Origin of the sequence: Aporhodopirellula aestuarii (genome assembly GCF_023701485.1) — a bacterium.
Lineage (GTDB): Bacteria > Planctomycetota > Planctomycetia > Pirellulales > Pirellulaceae > Rhodopirellula > Rhodopirellula aestuarii.
This window is the reverse complement of record NZ_JAMQBK010000031.1, coordinates 174,366-192,508: the sequence shown is the minus strand read 5'-3', so window position 1 is coordinate 192,508 and position 18,143 is coordinate 174,366. Positions and strand designations below refer to the sequence as shown.

Genomic DNA, 18,143 nt, shown 5'->3' with positions numbered 1-18,143 from the left:
TGAAAAAAGGCGGTGGGGACGTGCCATGTGGTACCCGTGACTGCGACCCGATTGTTCGAATAACGAACGATGTGGTCGATAATCGGGCGCTGGCGAACGGCGGATCAGAGGATGTGACTCGACAAAAATTTTTGCGAGTCACGTTTGCGATGCCTTCGTGATCCGCTCGGCGGCAGGGTTTATTGCCAGCGTTCAGGTAGCAGCTGGCGGTAGGCCGGTGGTTGCGGACGCGCCCGCATGTAGGCGGCCGTTACCAGTGCGCCTAACGCCAAACCGCTCACGAAGGCGAGTCCGGTGATCGTGCCAGGGTGCTCATCGACCTCGTATCTCACCCGATCAACCGCCGACTGGATGGGAGGTGTGACTTGTTCAGAGATTTGCTCGCCGACATGGCCGACTTGGTCCAAAATCGTCGGTGCTGGGGCGTGTTCACGCACCACGGATTGAATTTCCTCATCCGAGGCCTGGGTGAACTCCCCCAAGAATTTTTCGATCTCGTCGCGGTTTCGCGGCACCGAATGTAAATCCTGTTCGCTGATGTGGGGCCATCGCGAATGGATGGATTCTTTGAGACGACTCCACGGCTCGGTATTCCATTCCGACGAGGCTTCCGTCGTTTGTTGCGTTTGAGACATTGGTCGCTCCTAAACGAATATTGAATATCGGCATGACGGAACAAACCGTCAGGTCGAGATTGCGAGGTAGTTTCGCTTTAGAAGGGAAGCAATTGCCGTGCCGGGAAATACATGCGTTGGCGCAAGAGGCGTTTTGATAAGGCCGAGTCGGCCATTCGTCGTTGTCCCCGAGAGTCGCGAACGACCCCGCGAATTCAGTCTCCGTCATGCGAATTCGTGTGGTGCGAAGCACGTTGAGAAAATCGGTGCTCATCAAATTTCGATGACGGAAATCTGACGTTTTGGGCGCTTTCGGGCCCGTTCGACGTGATGAGTCGATTACTGACGACGTCCCTGAACTGTTACTCGGGCAGCTCTGGTGGGATTCTGCGTTTTCAGCCTATCGACCAGGATCTCCGGTGCAACGGATTGTCTTATCTCGGACTCGCGATCAGGCGTTGGAGACGCAGCGTGAGATCACGTCGACGGCGAGTCGCAGGGAACGGGCGGCCATGATGAAGTTGGTGTGGGCGCTAACTTCCGGTTGGATCTGCTCGTACAACTGCGTCGCTCCGACGAGTCGCCGCAGTTTCTTCTTGGCCATCTTCAAATAAGCGGACGTGTCGATAGAGTCATCAACCGGTCCGACCGCGAGGATAAAGTCGTAGAGATCACGAACGATCTCTCGCATGTCTTCATCGTCTTCGGCTTCATCGCAGTGTTTGAGAAACGTGCGGACCATCCAGACGTGCGTGAGTTGAGCGTCGATCTCGCGCACTCGAGCCATCGAATGATCGTCGCCGGATGGTTCCGCTATCGCGTCGTCACTCGTGTTCACGTCGCTGGTTCTTCTGCGGGATTGACGTCCGAGGCAAGCGCGGCCGGCTCGACGCTATTGGAGACCGTCGTGTCGGGAGCTGGTTTCGCGGGAGCGTGTCCGTGTGGGGTGTTCATGGCGACGATGACGACGCCTACCACGGTGAGGCCCATCCCGACCCACAGCAACGGACTGACATTGGTTCCGGCGTGCAGCTTGATCATCGAGACGATTGCAGTGACGGAAACCGCGCCCCCGAAAACGATCGGCATGACGAGCAACGCGTTGCCGCGGCTTGTCATCATTGCGGTTGTCAAACACAACGCGCCAAACGCCCCCAGTGATCCCGCCAAGAATCCCCATTTCGCGGTGGCGAAATGCTCGCCGGTGAAATTGAACGAGTCGCCCTTGAGACCCATCATGACGAGTCCACCGAGGATCGCGATCACGAGATAGGCGATTCCGATAAACACGTATGGTTTGAAGGGAGACCATAACGGCACGCCGTCGACACGGGGAGCTTGTGCGTTCCCGATCGTCGGACCGTAACATCCCCAAAAGAACGCGGTGCCGAGTGCGAAAAGGATTGGTACTAACATTTTACTCATGTATCTCTCGAGGGAGGCTGGCGGGGGATGTTAAACGTTGAACAGGAAGTGGCAGATGTCGCCGTCTTGCATCACATAGGATTTGCCTTCGACGCGTAGCTTTCCTGCGGCTCGAATTTCTTTCTCAGATTTGTATTGTTCCAGGTCGGCTAGGTTGTAGATTTCCGCCCGGATAAACCCACGTTCGAAATCGCTGTGGATCACGCCGGCGGCTTGCGGAGCGGTTGCTCCGATCGGGACCGGCCATGCACGAACTTCCTTTTCGCCAGCGGTGAAGTAACTTTGCAAACCGAGCGTGCGGTAGGTTTCGCGGGCGATCACGTTGAGTGAGGGTTCCTCGAGTCCAACGTCGGCGAGCATTTCAGCCCGATCACCTTCATCGAGTTCAGCGATTTCGGCTTCGAGTTTCGCACAAACGCAGGCGACGACCGCTCCGGTTTTTTTCGCGTGTTCGCGGACCTTTTGAACCAATTCATGCTCGCCGGCAAGGTCGTTTTCGTCGACGTTGGCGACATACAGGATCGGCTTGGCCGTCATTAAGCCGTAGCTGCTGATCGCGTTGGCTTCGGGAGCGGGCAGTTCAAGCGTGCGGAGCGGCTGTTCGCTTTCGAGGTGGGCGTTGCACTTCTTGATCGCCGACACCCGCAGGACCGCTTCTTTGTCACCTCCGCGGGCGCTCTTTTCGGCACGCGGCAACGCGTTTTCAAGCGTCTGCATGTCGGCCAGAACGAGTTCGGTCTCGATCGTGTCGATGTCCGCGATCGGATCGACCTTGCCCGCAACGTGCGTCACGTCAGGGTCATCGAAGCAACGCACGACTTGCATGATCGCATCGACTTGGCGGATGTGGCTGAGGAATTTGTTACCCAAGCCTTCGCCTTCGGACGCACCTTTGACGATGCCGGCGATATCAACGAGTTTCAACGCGGCAGGAATGACCTTCTGCGGCACGATGTATTCGGTGATTTTGGTCAATCTCGGGTCCGGCACGCTGACGATGCCTTCGTTGGGTTCGATCGTGCAGAACGGGTAATTGGCACTTTGAGCCGCGACGCTGCTGGTCAGAGCATTGAACAGTGTGCTTTTGCCTACATTCGGCAAGCCGACGATTCCGGCTTCCATCGAAAACCTTTATGGGTGGGGGCTACGGGAGAGGTGAGTCAGGGACGCGGTCTGGAACAGGTTCTCTGTTCTGGCGGCACCCTCGCAAGATGCATGTTATCGCCGCTCGGCCCCGATTCGTCGACCCACGACGCGGCCGGCCGAGAAAAGAATGCCCGGCCCGTGTCAAACCAAATCACCGCGGCCGCCAAAAGAAAGCATGGGGACGTCCCGCGGATCATCGACGCGTATTCGCGACGCGTTTTCTAAAACGGGCGCGTCGCGCCAGGCCAGCGATCCTGGGGAGCTGTTCCGGCGACGACGACGCCTTTTCGTTCCCAATTCAAATACGCGGTGACGTCGGCAGGACAATAGCGGAGCGTCAGTCCGCATCTCCGCCGATCGCTCTGGTTGGGGGCCGAACCGTGGACCAACAAGTCGCTGTGGATCGAGACTTGGCCAGCCGCAATCGGTGTGAACCGATGTTCGCCGTACTTTTCAGGATCGACGACGACTTGGTCGAGCACGTTGCCCGAGTCCTCGTCGGTTGTGTCAAAGTCGATCAAACCATGGCGATGAGATCCCGTGTACACCTCCATCCCGCCGTTATCCAAGTCGGCATCGTCGATGGCTAACCACACCGTGACGGCCTTGGTCGGCGTCAACGGCCAATAGCTACAATCCTGGTGCCAATCGACCCGTTTGCCATCGCCGGGCATTTTGCAGAAGAAGTGCGAACCCCATCCGATGACGTTTTCACCCAACAAATCGGACACGTAAGCGACAATTTTTGGGTGACTTAATAGATCCCAGACGCGAGCGTGTTTGAGGTGAGCGCTGCTGATCGAATAGCTGTCTTTGCCTGCGGCAAACGTTTGAGCAAGCAAATCGTCAAAATACGCTCTCAGCGATGCGGTTTCTTGCGGATCGAGTACGTCGAGCGGGCCGAGATAGCCGTCCCGGTTCCACGATTCAATTTGTGCTTGCGAAAGCACGCTTGGTGCAGGATTTTCGGTCGGGAAGAAACGTATTTCACGTTCGACCGTGGCGATGGATTTCCGGTCGGGAATGATGGCAAAATCGGTCGCGTCGTTCATGGGGATCTCGTCAGAGCAGCCTGAGGTGGCCGGATTGGTTGATCCGGGGCGGGCTCGGAAACAGCGGTTTTCGATTCACGCACGCCACGCTTTAAGATAGCAAAATCCGACACCAGCCATCGAAGTCTGGGACGTATCGACAGCTACCGATACGCGAGCTTGGTTCGGTCGATCCCGCTGAGGTTTCAGCCGCCTGTCGCTTGGCTGCGGAGAAGTTCGGCTCGGTTGAGCACGTTTTCAGACGGTTCGACGACCTGCGGGACGAGCTCAACGTCGATGATCCGTTCGTCGCGAATTTCACCCGGCCACAATGTTTCGCTGACAAATTCGGCAACCGGCAACTGGTACCACGGCGGCTTGATTTTTCTGCGGATCGTTTCGGTGCGGTACCCGTCTTTTTCGATCCGGATCTCACGCGTGCCGTAGTAGACGAAACTCGTTGCCGCGGGGCTCGTTCCGATCAGTTGGTTGTCAACGGAAACGGTTGCTCCAGGAGGCGATGTCCGCACCGTCATTCGTCGGCGGACGCAGCCCGAGCTCGCTAGCGTCACGCCGATTACAACGGCGAACGTGATTGCGGACGCAGGCATCCTCCATCGACCGGCATTCAAAAATGCGGTTGGGCGAAGTTGCTGCGATCGAGTTTGAGCGTGAAACACCATGGGCGCCAATTGAGGTCACCGTCTTAGAACCGAGTTTGTCCGGTTTAGCAATCTTCGCGGCACTCGGGCTAGAGCAATTGTCGTTACCCAGATCGTCGAAATTGTCGGCCAGTGTCGTCCCCGGACGCCCGCTCAGGTTGGCCGTTAAACGATCAACGACTGCCCGCCATCAATCCAAACGGGGGTGCCAGTGATATGGCTACTCAGGTCGCTCATCAGAAATGCGGTCAGCTCGGCGACTTGTTTGGGGGTTCCGAATTCGCCCCCGGTTAAAGGGATATCGCCTTCCGGGTACTCGATCGGAGTTTCGATCTTTTCCAGGTTTTCACGGTTGGTTTTCTCGTGGATCTCGGATTGAATCGCCCCCGGGCAGATCACATTGACACGAATTTTGGAAGGCGCGAGTTCAAGAGCCAGCATTTGGGCCAACGCGAATTGTCCCGCTTTGCTGGACGCGTACGCCGACGCACCTTCGTTGCTGAACGTTCGCGTGCCGTTAATTGAGGACATGATCACGATGCTGCCGCGACCTTGGCGTCGCAAATGCGGGACGCTGTGGTGAACCGTTAAATAGGTTCCCGTCAGATTGACGTCGATGGTTTTGCGCCACTGCTCCGGAGTCATTTCATCGATCGGTGCCCACGTTCCGTTGGTGCCCGCGTTGGCGACGACCCCATCGAGTCGTCCGTATCGGGCCACCGTTTTTTCCACAGCCTCGTGAACCTGTTCGCTGTTGGTAACATCGGCGTGTTCCCACGATGCGGTCCCCCCGTCGGCCTCGATCGATTTCACCACCGCTCGCATGTCTTCTTCGTCGCGGCTCACGACGCAGATCGAAGCGCCGCACTTGGCGGCATGGATCGCGATCCCTTTGCCAATTCCCGAACTGCCTCCGGTGACGAGGATCACTTGCCCTGTTAGATCGATTTTCATGTTGGGTTCGTTGGGGGTTGTGGTTAGAGAGAGACAACAACGGATCAGGCGTTATCGCGGTGATCGATGCTCGGCCGCGTTTGAGTGCTCGTCCACGCCTAGAGCACTTTTGGAAACGACGTGGGGTCATTTCCCATCGGACGGGCTTGATTTGGCCAGCAGGAACTGGCCCTGCATCCCATATCTCAATCTTGAAAATGTTCTCAGTGGTGGACAATGAGCTTCCGGAGGCAAATCGCGCGCCGATCTTTGCAAGCCGCATGCTGATTTTGGCTGGCGACGCTCTGAAAACGAGTTGGGGCGATGGGTTGGGGATGGCGGAATGCGAAATCCGCTAGAATCTGAGCATCCCCCTGCCCTTTGATTGATGCTGCATGCCTTCACTGCGAGAACGTATCCATGCCGACGACTAAAAAAGAAGTGATTGCCTGGCTGAAGGAGAATGCCGACCAACGCGGGATCGACCACTGGAAGAAACGACCTCAGGTTCTCAAGACCGTGGGCATTGGTCTAACCCGGTTGAGGAAATATGCCAAACAGATCGGGCGTGACCACGCACTCGCCCAGTCGTTGTGGAAGAGTGACATCTATGAAGCCAAGGTCCTCGCACTGTTGGTCGACGACCCAAAAAAGATCACTCGCGAGCAAGCGGAATCGCAGGTCGATGGTGGGCTGAACTCGGGATACTTGGCACACGTGTTCGCGTCGTGCGACGCCACGCTTGCCAAAACACCGTTCGCTTTTGAGTTGGCAAAAGATTGGGTGCAGAGCAAAGACGCGATGCGTCGCCGATGCGGGTACGCGTTGTTGTACGAGCTATCGAAAAAGAACCCCAAAGGAATGGACGATGACTATTTGCTCGAACGCATTCGCCACATTCGCGAAACGATCCACGACGAAGAAAAATGGGTGCGTGAGTCGATGAACACCGCGCTGATGGGAATTGGCAAACGCAATGCGTTACTCAATGCGGCGGCGATCGAAGCCGCCGAAGCGATCGGTCCGGTCGATATCGATTATGGCGATGACAATGATTGCCAACCGCTCGATGTGCTTAAGCACCTGCGGTCGGATTACTTGCAGAAGAAACTGTTTGGTACCGCGAAATGATCAACCGTCGCGTGTTTCTTATTTAATCGCACCGAAGGCGGCAAAGCAGGAATTCTTGTGCAATAGGTCGACTTGCGTGAATCCGACCTGACGGAACAGGTCGAGTTGAAAGGTGACCGGGCGTGGTGAATCTTCTTTTTCGATATAGGCAAAAACTTTGTCTCGGTATTCCTCGCCGCTCAAGTCGTTGAGGTAGTCGCCGTAACGCGTCCACATCAATTGCTGAACACTGGCGATCTCATGCGACACCAAGTCGGTGATCCAAATCGAACCGCCGGGCTTGAGCAGCCGATGGATCTTTTCAAACGCGGACGTCCAATCGGAATCGTCTCGGAGGTGATGCAAGACTGCGGCGGCCAAAATCACATCGAACGATTGCTCGGGCAGTTCCGCGTTTCGGAAAGCGTCGTGCCACAGACGAACTTCACCTGCACCTGCTTCGCGGACTCGCTCATCAGCGCGATTCAACATCGGTTCGCTCAGGTCCAACAAATCGGCATCAAAGTCCTTGCCGTAGACGTGTCTAAGCTTGATCGTGTTGTTACCCGCCCCACATCCGATGTCAAGGACCCGGTCGATCGTTGGAGTCGCGGCGACGGCCGCTTGTGTGATCAGCTCCATCGCCAGCGGTGCGTCTATCGTGGCCGATTGTCCAGTTTCAAGGACGCTGAAACGTTCCACGTCGTTGTCGAACCGTTCGCGTATTTCGTCGATCGTTGATTTGGCGGTCAGGTTGGTCATGGGGGGCTTCGCGAAGAATTTCGATATTCGGAAATGCGAACGGTGTGTCGGTTCGCAGCAGCACGGTGTGGATGTCGCCGCCAGCGAGAGTGAAATCTCAATGGCGGAACGGCTTCTATCAGAAAGACGAACGAGTCAAAAGAGGATTCAGATGCAAAACGCGTGTGTACGGGGAGTCAGCCCAACAATTTTTTCATCGCGGCGGCAACACCGAGGGTGACTTCGGTCATGCGGGGATAATCGAGGGTTTCAGGGGTGTCGGTCGATCGATGGTAGTGCGGGTTTCGCAGGTAGCTGGTGTCGGTGAGCATGAGCGCGGGATAGCCTTGATCCCAAAACGAGCTGTTGTCGCTCAGTCGGATATCGTTGATCTTTTCGGGGAGCACGATTGAAAACAGAGGCAACCGCCGCGTGCCTCGTCGGAAACCTCGCCGGAATCTCCAGCACAGTTTCCATGATTGCAAGTTTCCAACCGCGGCGAGGAAATTGCCACGCTGGGGAAAGAAGCGACGCAATACCTTTGGAATCGCTGCGGGAACGGCTTGCGAGCCTCTCGTGAGTTGGTAGTAGCCCACCATTTCCAAACACAACATGCCGACGATTTTGTCGCCACGGCCGCGGGACCGGCGTGCATGATGTTGACTGCCCATTGCATCGACATTGAAGTACGGTGGTTCTTCGCATGCGAACGCGACATAGCGAGCGGTTCGTTTGCCGGCGTGATCACGCAGCAAACGGCTGACTTCGATCAACACGGCGACGGCGGACGCATTGTCGTCTGCGCCAGGCGTTGAGGAAACGGTGTCGTAGTGGGCTCCTAATAGAACAATTTCATCCGAACGGCTCTTGCCAGTTTGTTCGACAATCAAGTTGGTCGCTTCGTCACCGATCGCGTCATAGGTTTCGCGTTCGACGGCATGGCCCATCTCTTTCCACTGGCCTTCGATATACCCGATCGTTGCGACAATCGTCTTGGGCTTGCTCAGCGTTCGGGGGCCGATGAGTCCGGCAATCCGATCGACATGCATGCGGAGGTTGGCCTCGATTTGTTCGCGGTTGTCGCTCATGGGTCTGTCGGCGGGACGCGGGTATGAGGTTGTTAGTAAGGCGGAGCGAGTCGGCGAAAACCGTGGAAGAGAACGACGAAAAGGAAGACGAGGTTGCGGATGATGACGGCGATCAAATTAACCCGTGAGACCGTTGATTGGGTGGATTGGCACTCGTTCGATTCGATAGCTGATCGGGATGACGCGAGTTGAATGCCAAGATTCTCAATCCAGCGAAGACTGCGGGGCCAGTCACGGAGTCCATCGAGCCAATCTTTGGGGAGCCCTTCGCGTCCGACACCGGCACCTACGATACCGCCAACAATGGCAGCGGTGGTATCCGCATCGCCTCCACATCGGATTGTCGTCGTCACCGCTCGGCGAAAATCCTTTGGGTTGGACAACCATGCGTGAATGGCCACGGGAACTGTGTGATAGGTGTACCCCGTCACGCCGTTTCCAAGACCGAGCGACTCGGCAAACCGCTGTGTCGGTTCTCCCGAGGTTGCACTTTGCACGGCTTGAGAGAGCAATTCACTGAATTCGACGCCTTGCTCACCGATCGTATCGACAATGGTTTGCAACCACAGGTTCGCGTTGATGGGCCCGCTTTTTCGCGATTCACGTGCGGCTAGGGCGACCGTGACGGCTCCGAATTCGGCTTTGGGGTCCGTGTGCGTCAATCTGGTGGAAGCTCGCACCATCGCAAGTAGTACTTCTCGATCACCAATCGCTGCGCCGAAAATTGTAGCCCGCATCGCGGGACCGTTACCCGCCGAGAACACACCGCATGTGTCGGTGAGGGAACCGTGTGTCGCAGATGGTGTGGGCAACTTTGCTCCCAACCACAATCGGAAACCACTCAGCGCGGTCGCTTTGCCCACGCCCGCTGGAAACGCCAGAATCCACCAACGAAGTCGGCGTGCAAACCGGCGAGTGAACTCATTCACATCGTTTCCGGATTCGATCAGTGATTGAGCCACCATGCAGGTGTGCTCGGTGTCATCGGAGATCATGCCGCGACCGAAACAGAATCGGTATCGGTCCGGTGGGCCTAGCAGTCCGTGTGCGCGATTCGGAGAGAGACCTTCGTAGGGAAGTCCCAACGCGTCGCCCACCGCGGTTCCGAGGAGGCACCCGACGATTGCGTGTTTCATGTGATTGTGGTGGTCGGGGAATTTTGATTCCATGGAATCTTATTGAACAGTTGCATCAACTTTTGGCCTCTGTTGGCGTTGCACTGAGAGACATGGGCGATGCGGCCTCGGAGGTGGTCGGCGAAGTGAGGGTGATTGTCGCGGTTTTGTGACCTCCATCCGTGGCGGTAGCAGTTGGTTAGGATTGCTTTGAGGCGTTCATATTCCTCGCGGCCGCTATTGAGTTTTTGATTGACGGTGAGACCGAGGACCCGCTGTCGATGTCCATCAAACATCGTCCGAGTCTTTCGATGAGCCACCGTAAAACCCTCTTCCATCGCGATCAGGGCAACTGTGGTTGAAAAACGATTGACGCGGCAGGCGAAGTCGGAATCACCGCTGAAAAAGAGATCGTCGGCGTAGCGTGTGTAAGTGATTCCGACCGCGTTGGACAGTCCGATCAACCGTCGATCCATCTGAAACGCGACGGCGTTGGCGAGCGTGGGTGAAGTGGGGGCACCTTGCGGTAAATGCTCGCGAGTGAAGTGATCAGAACAATCGATTGCATCACCAGGCGGTATTGCTGGAGCGGTGCAGAGTTGTGCGAGAGACAGTGCGATCGGGCGATCGTAGCCACACCGTCGAAATTGCGCGGCAACACGGCGAAGCGAGATCGTTCCGAAGAAATTCTGCAGGTCCATTTTGAGGACAACTCGTTGGCCGACATGAGGGCTCGCGCAGGTCATCACCGAACGACCCGGTTGATAAGCATGTGCGACGTCGTGAATGACAAGGTGCGTCAAAATCTCGGCGTTGATTAGTCGTTGGACGCGTTTGAGTAGTGGACGTGGTTCTTCGATCAAGCGTGAGCGACCGTTGTGTCCACGTAGCCAACGACGAGAGTAGTGATCGACTTCGGTTCGACGTCTGCGATGAGGAAGGAGTAGCCAATCGAGTACCCGTGAGGAAGGCAATTCCAGGAAGTCGACGAGTTGAATGTCGGACGCGATGAGAGGGCAAGCTGATTCGTCGTCGGCCTTCGCAGGTTGCACCCAGATGGCGAACGTTTTCTTTTTGTGTTTTGCGGCAACGAAGTGTGGTTGGCGTTTGAGCCAGTGTGCCATTTCACCTTGGGTGGCGTAGCCGTGGCGTCCGAATTACTGCGTGATCGAGGTTGCCAACGCCGGGATCCAGCCTGCTCGGCTGCCGGTCAAGCGTTTCAACTCACGCGTGATCGCAGCGGGGTCTCCGAGCCATCGGTTGGCGAGATTACCGGCAATCCGATTTGCCAACTGCGCTGCCGTGACGTCGCGTTTGGCGTCTGCGGGGTTGGCCATGCTTGGACGTGCTGCAAGGTGAAGCCGACGCGAACGCCGTCGGTTGAGTTGTGAATGCCTCAAGGCGGGCCGACACCAACCGGTCCGAGTGCTGCGTGAGCACTCATCCGACGGTAGTCGGATCATCGCTCACGCTATCAATGCTCTGATAGGAGAAACCCGCGAGGTAGCCTCGCGTGGGACATCGTTCGACTTCTCAACGAGTTGAGAAAGGACGAATGACATCAAGCTTGGTCCTTCGGCACCGCCCTGAAGCAATCGCATGATGATGGGCAGACGTATCGTCGTCAAATGATCCGGAACTCACCGGCTCAATGACGGCCCTCGAGCTCGGATCATGGCGGACAAGCCGGGATCATGTTGAACCAACCTGTTGGGCAGATTTGCAATTGGGGCTGGCTTGCCGTTGGGAAGGGCCTGCTATTGAGCAGATTTCTTCTCGAGCACGTCTTCGACCCAGCTTTTCGCCCGCATCATGGTGGGGAAACCGATCGTGGGAGCGGTCAGCATTGCGACGTGCCGCAAGTCGTCGCCACTGCAACCGGCATCGAGAGCTTTTCGCGTGTGCGAATGGGAACCACCCTCAAGTCCGGCGGTAATCGAGATGGCTAGTTTGACCAACGCGACTTCGCGGTCCGAGAGCGGTCCGGCATCGCGAGCCGCGTCCCGCATGGCTTCGTAAGCTTGCATGAACTCAGGATAGTTCTCCTGCATCTTCTTGTAGCTTTTGGGGATCATTGCGTGCTCGCTAAAAGTTTGGCGTTGATTGGTCCTCGTCCCATGCGTCGTGATGGTGAGGCGATACGTTCAGTTTAGCCGGCGCTCGTCACGTGTGCACGGAACAGCTCGTTGAGTTGACGCGTGATCGGACCAACTTTGCCGTCAGCGATCAAACGCCCATCGAGACGAACGGCCGGGATGACTTCGGCGGCGCTGCCGGTTAAGAAGCACTCGTCGGCGATGAACAAGTCGTGACGCGTGAGTGTTTCCTCGGCAACTTCGATGCCCGCGCCGCGAGCGAGATCCATCACCGTGTTACGGGTGATGCCTTCGAGGATTCCGGCGTGGATCGGCGGCGTGATGAGACGGCCGCGGCGAACGATGAAAATGTTATCGCCGGTGCACTCGGCGACTTCGCCTTTGTGATTGAGCATCACGGCTTCGATGCACCCCGCCCGGATGGCTTCGATTTTGGCCATGATGTTGTTGAGATAGTTCAGCGACTTGATCCGCGGACTCAGAGCAGCGGGATGGTTACGGATCGTCGACGCGGTGATCAGGTCCAAGCCTTCGGTGTAGAACTTTTCAGGATACAACGAGATCTTATCGACAATGATGATGACTTGGGGGTCTTCGCAGCGGTACGGATCGAGTCCGAGTTGGTTGCCGCCACGGGTGCAAACCAATCGCACGTAGGCTTCTTTGAGGCCGTTCTTTTTGACGGTTTCTTCAACCGCGGTCCGCATTTCGTCAATGTCGATCGGGATGGTCAATGCGATCGCGCGAGCGGATTCATAGAGTCGGACGAGGTGATCTTCGAGTGCGAAGACTTTGCTGTTGTAGATGCGCATGCCTTCAAAGACGCCATCACCGTACAACAGTCCGTGGTCGTAAACACTGATTTTGGCGTCTTCGCGAGTAAAGTATTCGCCGTTGATATAGATCGCTTGAGGCATGAGAGCAGAGAGGACGGAGTTGGAGGGAATGGAACGCTACGATGGAGGCGAGCGGGGTGTCAATCGACGGACGCGGCGGTGACCGCGCCGACGACATCGGCATCGAAGTAGTTGATGGACATGCCCGCATCGACGACGAGGGATTGAGCGGTGATGCCGCTGGAGCGATGGGACAATAGAAATGCCGCCGTCGCGGCGACTTCGTCCGTTTCGACCGCTCGACCGCGCGGGATGACTTTCTCCGCATACAGGTACGAATCGACGTATCCCGGAATGCCTGCCGAGGCACTCGTTTTGAGTAAGCCTGCGGCGACGCTATTAAAGCGAACTTCGCTAAACCGGCTGAACGACTTTGTCAGGAACGCGAGCGATGATTCGAGGGCGGCCTTGATCGGTGCCATGAACCCATAACTTTCACTCGCCATTCGCGTGGTGCTGATACCGATCGTGACCACCGAGGCATCGTTTGCCAAACGTTCGCGGAGGGCATTACAAACCGCCGTCAGCGAGAACGCCGAGATGTCGATCGCCTGCAAGAACTGCCGACGTGTCGTTTCGTGAAACGGTCGAATCCCTTCGCTGTAATCGGCGAATGCGATCGCATGAACCAAACCGGCGAGTTGGATGTTGTCTTGGGCCAATGTTTCGGCGAGTGCGTCGATTTGGGATTGGTCTTCGACGTCGCACACGATCACGCGTCGGCCGGCGAGCAATTTCGCGGTGCTCTCGCGGCGAGACTCGCTGCGTACGGTGTAGATGACTTCACCGCCGGATTGTTCGATCATCCGCGCGATCGCCCAGGCGACGCTCTTGCGGTTGGCCACTCCCATGACCAGATACTTTTTGCCGGAGAACCCGAGGAAGTCCATTGGGGCGTCTGGTGTTTCCGGGGCACTCACGAGGCGTCACCTTTCGGCGAGGTGATGCTGCATGCGAACTCGAGGCGGGTGGTCGTTTTGCCGTTGAGCAGCATTTTGCCGGTCAAGAAAAACGCGTTTGCCAGTCGCTCTTTGAGCGTGACGTGGATGTCGACCGTATCACCGGGGCGGACCATGTTTTTGAATTTCACGCTGTCCATGCGAGTCGCAACGGGAACGAATTCGCCGACTTCGGGGGTGTGTTCTCGCAGCAGGATCGCTCCGGCTTGCAGGCAGCATTCACACTGGATTACGCCCGGCACGAGCGGGTAGCCGGGGAAATGGCCCTGCACGAAAAACTCGTCTTCGGAAAACGTCTTCCGGGCGTGGAGCGTTGTCTCGGTCATCTCAACGACTTCGTCTAGCAATCGCATCGGAGATCGGTGCGGGATCATCGCCTCAATTTGCTCGGCTCCCATAAGGGGAGACGCGGAGGCCGGCGTGTCGGATGGAGACATGTCAGATGGCATGAGATCGGGAGAACAACGGAAAAAACAGGAATCGGGCATATAAGACGCCAAACCCTCGATCGTCGTCAAGGGAGCCCGAGGGCGAAACGGCGCCGCGGTGGCCGGCCAATCGCCTTCCCCGTCGGCGGCGCCAGCCGAGTTGCCTGAGTGTTGATCCGGCTGCGTCGACAGGGCCGCGGTGCCATCTGAGAGCGGGCTGTCGGTGATCAGGTTCTCGAAAATCTCGCCACAGACGTTCTGACGAAGTTGCCGCAGAGTTTTGCAGCCAAACGCCCTCCGGTGCGGCTGGATTTACCGCGGATCGGAGGGCGGCTGAGCGAGAATTGCCGCGAATTCGCAGGATCCTGTGGGATCAGCGGGACTACTTTTTCTTGGCGCCGCGTTTTTTCTGAGAGTCGCCCGGTGTGGGTTTGGGCTCGTCCTGATTCGCTTCGAGTTCTTCCTGAGTTGGGTCTGGGGTCGCGATGCCGTTTTCGGGAATCTCGCCGTGAGCGGTCCATACGATCGCGTTGAGCATCACTTTGCGGAAGTTCTCGTCGGCCCAATTCCAGTGGAAGTGTCCTCCGGTGAAACCGAAACCGCGCCCGCCGCCGTCACGTTCGGCTGCCCAGGCGACGTGTTGGATCTCACCCGCCGCGACGGCTTTGCGAACGTCTGGGTTACCGCTGTGGGGGCCGTCAGGGCGTCGCATCGTGTCTTCGGGTGGATGGGCCGACAGGATCGGGGTGACACCTTTCATCTGATCGCGGAACCGCATGTGGAAATACCACTCGTCGTTAATCTTGAACGGTTTGACGCCGCGGCTGATCGGGTGGTCGGGGAAGGCGGTGAATTCGGCTTCCCAGTGTGGATTGACTGACCAACCGGCTTCGAAGTAGCCACCGATCCAATCGAGGAACGCGTTGCCCGTTTTTCCTGCTGGAGTTTCGACGCCGTAATGGATGCAGACCAGCCCCGCACCGGACTTCATCACGGACTGGAATTCGTCGATGTGTGGATTGAGCAAATGACGCGGACCGCCGTCACAGTACACGACGACGGAGTCGGCGTCCTTGAGTGCTTCGATGCCCTCTTCGGGCCAACCGTTTTTGATGACGGTGACTTCATATCCGGGAACGGCTTCCTTGAGCGATTCGGCCAGCAATCGGCTACCGGCATAGTGCTCGTGGGCTCCATATCCGTGGCTTGGGCGACCGGCGATGAACACGATTTTTTTGGTTTCACTCGCGCTATCCACGTTCGCCTCAGCGGCCAAAGCGAAATCGCCTGTGAAGGCGGTCAAGAGGATCGCGAACAAACCGTAAGCACTACGTCGAAACATGTTTTCAATCTCGAGGAAATGTGGGGGCGGGGCTGGTGGTGGGGTATCGCCGCCGGTGAGCGGAAGACACTCGGAAGCCCACTGCGGAAGGGAGGGGTGGGGAAGGTGTCGACGATTATAACCCATGTAGCCGGTGATTTTGGTCGCGTTTGCAAAAAGTGGTCTGCCGATTGCGGGGACAGGATTTGGATGTGTCCAACGCAACACTTTGGCGCGAGATCCCATCATTCGCGAGGTTTTGCCGCCATCCGATCAACCCGGCGCCTTGATCGAATCCCCCGATCAACGACACTAGGAAGGTTGGTCACCGTACTTTTTCTATCCATCTCCACCTGTCCTATCCCGAGCGAATGATTTCAGCGAAGCACCCTGGCGAGAGTAATGTGGCCGTTGACGGCAAAATCGTGTCGTTGGTTACCGACGCGGCGGGGGGCGTGGATTCATCTGTCCACCGATATTTTGAGTGTTGTGGATCGATCGGGTTTGGAAGTCTGCGAACTGCGGGGCGGATGCTGGTCATGGTATCACTGCTCGGGGTGTCCTCAGCGCTGGCCGCCGATGACCGAAACGTTGAGGAACCAAATTCGAGCGACACGACCGTTTCGAACATCACGTCGAGCGTCAATCTGAAACAGGAGTTGGCCGACGAAATTGCATCACAGGAACAGGACGAAGATGCAGCGGTTGAACCGGTGAACACGATCGGTCCCGGCAAACAGCCTCCCGCGTCGCTGGAGCCGCTGATCGAGTTGGCGCGGCAGGTGAAAGAGAAATTCGAAACCGAAGTGGATTGCTACACGTGTTTGTTAGTCAAACGCGAAACGCTCGATGGCAAACTGGAACCGACCAAATACATCCGGTTGAAAATCCGTGAGCGTCGGCACAATGGACAAGAATTACTGAGACCCCAATGCATCTACGGCCGGTTCCTTAAACCGAAAGAAGTTGCCGGACGCGAGATCTTGTACGTCGAAAACGAACGCGATGGTGACGTCTTGGTCCGTCGAGGTGGCACCCGATTGCCCAACCTCACCTTGGAGATCGATCCCGAAGGACGGCTCGCAAAACAAGAGAGCAACTTCTCGATCGTGCAAACCGGAATCCGCCCGATGGTCGAACAGATCCTCGATCGGATGGAGTCGCAAATTGATCCGACAAATGTGAAGATCCGCTACTACGCCGATGCCAAAGTTGATGGCAGGCCGTGCCAACATATCGAAATCAGCCAATTGGAGCGTCGACCCGACTCGAATTACCAAATCGCGAAGGTCTACATCGACGAAGAACTCAAGCTGCCGGTCTTCTTTTCGTCATATGCCTGGCCTGAAGAGCCGGATGGAAAGCCGATTTTGCAGGAGCAATATGCGATCACCCAAATTAATCTCAATGCTGAGTTAACCGACCTCGATTTCGATCGAACGAATCCTGAATACAAGTTTTACAACGAAACTGAATAGCCAAAGAGAATCCAAATGCTCCTGTCGATCCATCGTCATTACCCCGCCGCTCGATTGGGACAGGTTGCCCCATTGAGATCTGGCATCACAGTGCTCGTCGTCATCGGGCTCTTCCTGGTGGGAGGCGCTTCGGTAGCGAACGCTCAGTACTATTTTGGGGGACACGGATTCGGATATGGTCCCCATGTTTCGATTACGATCCCGGCGCCGGGCGCGATGCCCATGCCAGGTGGTTATGTCGGTCCGGGGTATCCGTCGCCGTTTGCGATGATGGCCGATCACATGGCTCGTCGACACGCTCAAATGGCGGAACGATACGCCGCCCGTTTCGGATACCAGCCCGCACCAGCCTACGTGCCTGTGGTCCCAGTGCCCGCTTTGCCGGGTGTCGTTCGGGTCGATCCCTACCCGCCACAAGACGAGATCGCGCCGCTCGGCGACGCGGCGTATCCGGAACCGGATTACCACATGGAGTTCGCTCCCGATGCGGGATCATTCGCCCGCGCCGCCGTGAGATTGACGAACGCCTTGTCGCAAATGGAAAACGGAAGCGTGTGGATCGAATACCTACACGCTGATCAACTTGCCGAGTTGGCGAACCGAGGGCAATTGCCGAGCGAAGTCGAAATGCGAAACCTTGCCGCTCGCTATCAAGGCGTTGTCGCGAATCCTGATTTGGATTGGGTGCGGCGTGCCGATGGGTTTGAAGAAGTTTTGGCCGGATTGACCGCCATCACGGGATCGGGAATGGAACCCGAAACGGACGTGTATCGACAACCGATGGGCGGAGCCTCGTCCCCGTCACCACGTTCGGGTTCACCAACGGTTGCGCCAGAGGTGGAGTCGGCACAGGGGAACGCGTCCGATGATGCCAATCAACCTGAGGGTGAGTCGGTGTTGACGAACAAGGACACCGAAGGTTCGGTAGAGATTCTTCCTGCGCCCGCGACCACGTCGCTGTGATCAAACAACCGATGTGACCATTGGCGACCGAGCAGCCGGTTATCTCGGATCGAGCTTGATTAGGTATTCAAATTCGCCAGAATTCCTCGCCCTGAGGATTTCTGGTGAAACCCACGACATCAATTATTTTCGTTTGG

General features: G+C 56.9%; 21 protein-coding genes. 4 read left to right on the top strand and 17 right to left on the bottom strand.

What is annotated here, in order from left to right; translation table 11 throughout:
* Positions 1–179: 179 nt before the first annotated feature.
* The 7 genes from NB063_RS12515 to NB063_RS12485 form a co-directional block, all read right to left on the bottom strand.
* Positions 180–635: a hypothetical protein gene (locus NB063_RS12515; protein ID WP_250929062.1), complete on the bottom strand. Its 456-nt coding sequence runs from the start codon at positions 633–635 to the stop codon at positions 180–182.
* A 430-nt stretch (positions 636–1,065) separates the two neighbouring features.
* Positions 1,066–1,401, bottom strand: a complete 336-nt coding sequence (locus tag NB063_RS12510; RefSeq protein WP_250929148.1) for an amidohydrolase — start codon at positions 1,399–1,401, stop codon at positions 1,066–1,068.
* Positions 1,402–1,448: 47 nt separating this feature from the next.
* Entirely contained in the window at positions 1,449–2,039 is a 591-nt protein-coding gene (locus NB063_RS12505; protein WP_250929061.1) for a hypothetical protein, read from the bottom strand.
* Between the two features lie 30 nt (positions 2,040–2,069).
* Positions 2,070–3,161 carry a redox-regulated ATPase YchF gene (gene ychF / locus NB063_RS12500; RefSeq protein WP_250929060.1) on the bottom strand — a complete coding sequence of 364 codons (1,092 nt, stop codon included), beginning with the start codon at positions 3,159–3,161 and terminating at the stop codon, positions 2,070–2,072.
* A 245-nt stretch (positions 3,162–3,406) separates the two neighbouring features.
* Positions 3,407–4,237 carry a phytanoyl-CoA dioxygenase family protein gene (locus NB063_RS12495; RefSeq protein ID WP_250929059.1) on the bottom strand — a complete coding sequence of 277 codons (831 nt, stop codon included), beginning with the start codon at positions 4,235–4,237 and terminating at the stop codon, positions 3,407–3,409.
* A gap of 185 nt (positions 4,238–4,422) precedes the next feature.
* The gene (locus NB063_RS12490) at positions 4,423–4,827 is read right to left on the bottom strand and encodes a PEGA domain-containing protein (RefSeq protein WP_250929058.1); all 405 of its coding nucleotides are present in this window, start codon (positions 4,825–4,827) and stop codon (positions 4,423–4,425) included.
* A gap of 216 nt (positions 4,828–5,043) precedes the next feature.
* Complete coding sequence (locus tag NB063_RS12485) at positions 5,044–5,832, bottom strand: SDR family oxidoreductase (protein ID WP_250929057.1); 789 nt, start codon at positions 5,830–5,832, stop codon at positions 5,044–5,046.
* Positions 5,833–6,023: 191 nt separating this feature from the next.
* On the opposite strand from NB063_RS12485, the gene NB063_RS12480 reads away from it, so the two are divergent.
* Together NB063_RS12480 and NB063_RS12475 are read left to right on the top strand one after the other, a co-directional pair.
* Complete coding sequence (locus NB063_RS12480; protein ID WP_250929056.1) at positions 6,024–6,170, top strand: hypothetical protein; 147 nt, start codon at positions 6,024–6,026, stop codon at positions 6,168–6,170.
* A gap of 61 nt (positions 6,171–6,231) precedes the next feature.
* Complete coding sequence (locus NB063_RS12475; protein WP_250929055.1) at positions 6,232–6,942, top strand: DNA alkylation repair protein; 711 nt, start codon at positions 6,232–6,234, stop codon at positions 6,940–6,942.
* A gap of 18 nt (positions 6,943–6,960) precedes the next feature.
* Here NB063_RS12475 and NB063_RS12470 read toward each other — a convergent pair whose 3' ends face one another.
* From NB063_RS12470 to NB063_RS12425, 10 genes are all read right to left on the bottom strand, one after another.
* The gene (locus NB063_RS12470) at positions 6,961–7,683 is read right to left on the bottom strand and encodes a class I SAM-dependent methyltransferase (protein WP_250929054.1); all 723 of its coding nucleotides are present in this window, start codon (positions 7,681–7,683) and stop codon (positions 6,961–6,963) included.
* Positions 7,684–7,859: 176 nt separating this feature from the next.
* Positions 7,860–8,750: a M28 family peptidase gene (locus NB063_RS12465; RefSeq protein ID WP_250929053.1), complete on the bottom strand. Its 891-nt coding sequence runs from the start codon at positions 8,748–8,750 to the stop codon at positions 7,860–7,862.
* Positions 8,751–8,782: 32 nt separating this feature from the next.
* Positions 8,783–9,886, bottom strand: coding sequence for an ADP-ribosylglycohydrolase family protein (locus NB063_RS12460; RefSeq protein WP_250929052.1), 1,104 nt, complete (start codon positions 9,884–9,886; stop codon positions 8,783–8,785).
* On the bottom strand, positions 9,883–10,989 hold the full coding sequence (locus NB063_RS12455) for a reverse transcriptase family protein (protein WP_250929051.1): 1,107 nt from the start codon (positions 10,987–10,989) through the stop codon (positions 9,883–9,885). The genes NB063_RS12460 and NB063_RS12455 overlap by 4 nt, the downstream gene beginning before the upstream one ends.
* A 33-nt stretch (positions 10,990–11,022) precedes the next feature.
* On the bottom strand, positions 11,023–11,202 hold the full coding sequence (locus NB063_RS12450; protein ID WP_250929050.1) for a hypothetical protein: 180 nt from the start codon (positions 11,200–11,202) through the stop codon (positions 11,023–11,025).
* Between the two features lie 420 nt (positions 11,203–11,622).
* Positions 11,623–11,940 (bottom strand): carboxymuconolactone decarboxylase family protein, encoded by a 318-nt coding sequence (locus tag NB063_RS12445; RefSeq protein ID WP_250929049.1) that lies wholly within the window; start codon positions 11,938–11,940, stop codon positions 11,623–11,625.
* Between the two features lie 74 nt (positions 11,941–12,014).
* A complete protein-coding gene (gene ilvE / locus NB063_RS12440) occupies positions 12,015–12,878 on the bottom strand; it encodes a branched-chain-amino-acid transaminase (RefSeq protein WP_250929048.1) in 864 nt (287 codons plus the stop codon).
* 59 nt (positions 12,879–12,937) lie between these two features.
* Entirely contained in the window at positions 12,938–13,747 is an 810-nt protein-coding gene (locus NB063_RS12435) for an SDR family oxidoreductase (protein WP_250929147.1), read from the bottom strand.
* 26 nt (positions 13,748–13,773) lie between these two features.
* The gene (locus NB063_RS12430; protein ID WP_250929047.1) at positions 13,774–14,253 is read right to left on the bottom strand and encodes a 3-hydroxyacyl-ACP dehydratase FabZ family protein; all 480 of its coding nucleotides are present in this window, start codon (positions 14,251–14,253) and stop codon (positions 13,774–13,776) included.
* A gap of 373 nt (positions 14,254–14,626) precedes the next feature.
* Positions 14,627–15,586, bottom strand: a complete 960-nt coding sequence (locus tag NB063_RS12425) for a ThuA domain-containing protein (protein ID WP_250929046.1) — start codon at positions 15,584–15,586, stop codon at positions 14,627–14,629.
* Between the two features lie 350 nt (positions 15,587–15,936).
* On the opposite strand from NB063_RS12425, the gene NB063_RS12420 reads away from it, so the two are divergent.
* On the top strand, positions 15,937–17,043 hold the full coding sequence (locus tag NB063_RS12420; protein WP_250929045.1) for a DUF1571 domain-containing protein: 1,107 nt from the start codon (positions 15,937–15,939) through the stop codon (positions 17,041–17,043).
* Positions 17,044–17,058: 15 nt separating this feature from the next.
* Positions 17,059–18,006, top strand: coding sequence for a hypothetical protein (locus NB063_RS12415; protein WP_250929044.1), 948 nt, complete (start codon positions 17,059–17,061; stop codon positions 18,004–18,006).
* Positions 18,007–18,143 lie beyond the last annotated feature (137 nt).

What these genes read in the sequence shown, in the direction of transcription:
- ilvE (WP_250929048.1), bottom strand. Translation starts at nt 12,878, where the DNA reads ATGCCTCAAGCGATCTATATCAACGGCGAATACTTTACTCGCGAAGAC.
- NB063_RS12450 (WP_250929050.1), bottom strand. Translation starts at nt 11,202, where the DNA reads ATGGCCAACCCCGCAGACGCCAAACGCGACGTCACGGCAGCGCAGTTG.
- NB063_RS12460 (WP_250929052.1), bottom strand. Translation starts at nt 9,886, where the DNA reads ATGAAACACGCAATCGTCGGGTGCCTCCTCGGAACCGCGGTGGGCGAC.
- NB063_RS12445 (WP_250929049.1), bottom strand. Translation starts at nt 11,940, where the DNA reads ATGATCCCCAAAAGCTACAAGAAGATGCAGGAGAACTATCCTGAGTTC.
- NB063_RS12430 (WP_250929047.1), bottom strand. Translation starts at nt 14,253, where the DNA reads ATGTCTCCATCCGACACGCCGGCCTCCGCGTCTCCCCTTATGGGAGCC.
- NB063_RS12515 (WP_250929062.1), bottom strand. Translation starts at nt 635, where the DNA reads ATGTCTCAAACGCAACAAACGACGGAAGCCTCGTCGGAATGGAATACC.
- NB063_RS12415 (WP_250929044.1), top strand. Translation starts at nt 17,059, where the DNA reads ATGCTCCTGTCGATCCATCGTCATTACCCCGCCGCTCGATTGGGACAG.
- NB063_RS12465 (WP_250929053.1), bottom strand. Translation starts at nt 8,750, where the DNA reads ATGAGCGACAACCGCGAACAAATCGAGGCCAACCTCCGCATGCATGTC.
- NB063_RS12475 (WP_250929055.1), top strand. Translation starts at nt 6,232, where the DNA reads ATGCCGACGACTAAAAAAGAAGTGATTGCCTGGCTGAAGGAGAATGCC.
- NB063_RS12490 (WP_250929058.1), bottom strand. Translation starts at nt 4,827, where the DNA reads ATGCCTGCGTCCGCAATCACGTTCGCCGTTGTAATCGGCGTGACGCTA.
- NB063_RS12470 (WP_250929054.1), bottom strand. Translation starts at nt 7,683, where the DNA reads ATGACCAACCTGACCGCCAAATCAACGATCGACGAAATACGCGAACGG.
- NB063_RS12505 (WP_250929061.1), bottom strand. Translation starts at nt 2,039, where the DNA reads ATGAGTAAAATGTTAGTACCAATCCTTTTCGCACTCGGCACCGCGTTC.
- NB063_RS12425 (WP_250929046.1), bottom strand. Translation starts at nt 15,586, where the DNA reads ATGTTTCGACGTAGTGCTTACGGTTTGTTCGCGATCCTCTTGACCGCC.
- NB063_RS12420 (WP_250929045.1), top strand. Translation starts at nt 15,937, where the DNA reads ATGATTTCAGCGAAGCACCCTGGCGAGAGTAATGTGGCCGTTGACGGC.
- NB063_RS12495 (WP_250929059.1), bottom strand. Translation starts at nt 4,237, where the DNA reads ATGAACGACGCGACCGATTTTGCCATCATTCCCGACCGGAAATCCATC.
- ychF (WP_250929060.1), bottom strand. Translation starts at nt 3,161, where the DNA reads ATGGAAGCCGGAATCGTCGGCTTGCCGAATGTAGGCAAAAGCACACTG.
- NB063_RS12485 (WP_250929057.1), bottom strand. Translation starts at nt 5,832, where the DNA reads ATGAAAATCGATCTAACAGGGCAAGTGATCCTCGTCACCGGAGGCAGT.
- NB063_RS12510 (WP_250929148.1), bottom strand. Translation starts at nt 1,401, where the DNA reads ATGGCTCGAGTGCGCGAGATCGACGCTCAACTCACGCACGTCTGGATG.
- NB063_RS12455 (WP_250929051.1), bottom strand. Translation starts at nt 10,989, where the DNA reads ATGGCACACTGGCTCAAACGCCAACCACACTTCGTTGCCGCAAAACAC.
- NB063_RS12435 (WP_250929147.1), bottom strand. Translation starts at nt 13,747, where the DNA reads ATGGACTTCCTCGGGTTCTCCGGCAAAAAGTATCTGGTCATGGGAGTG.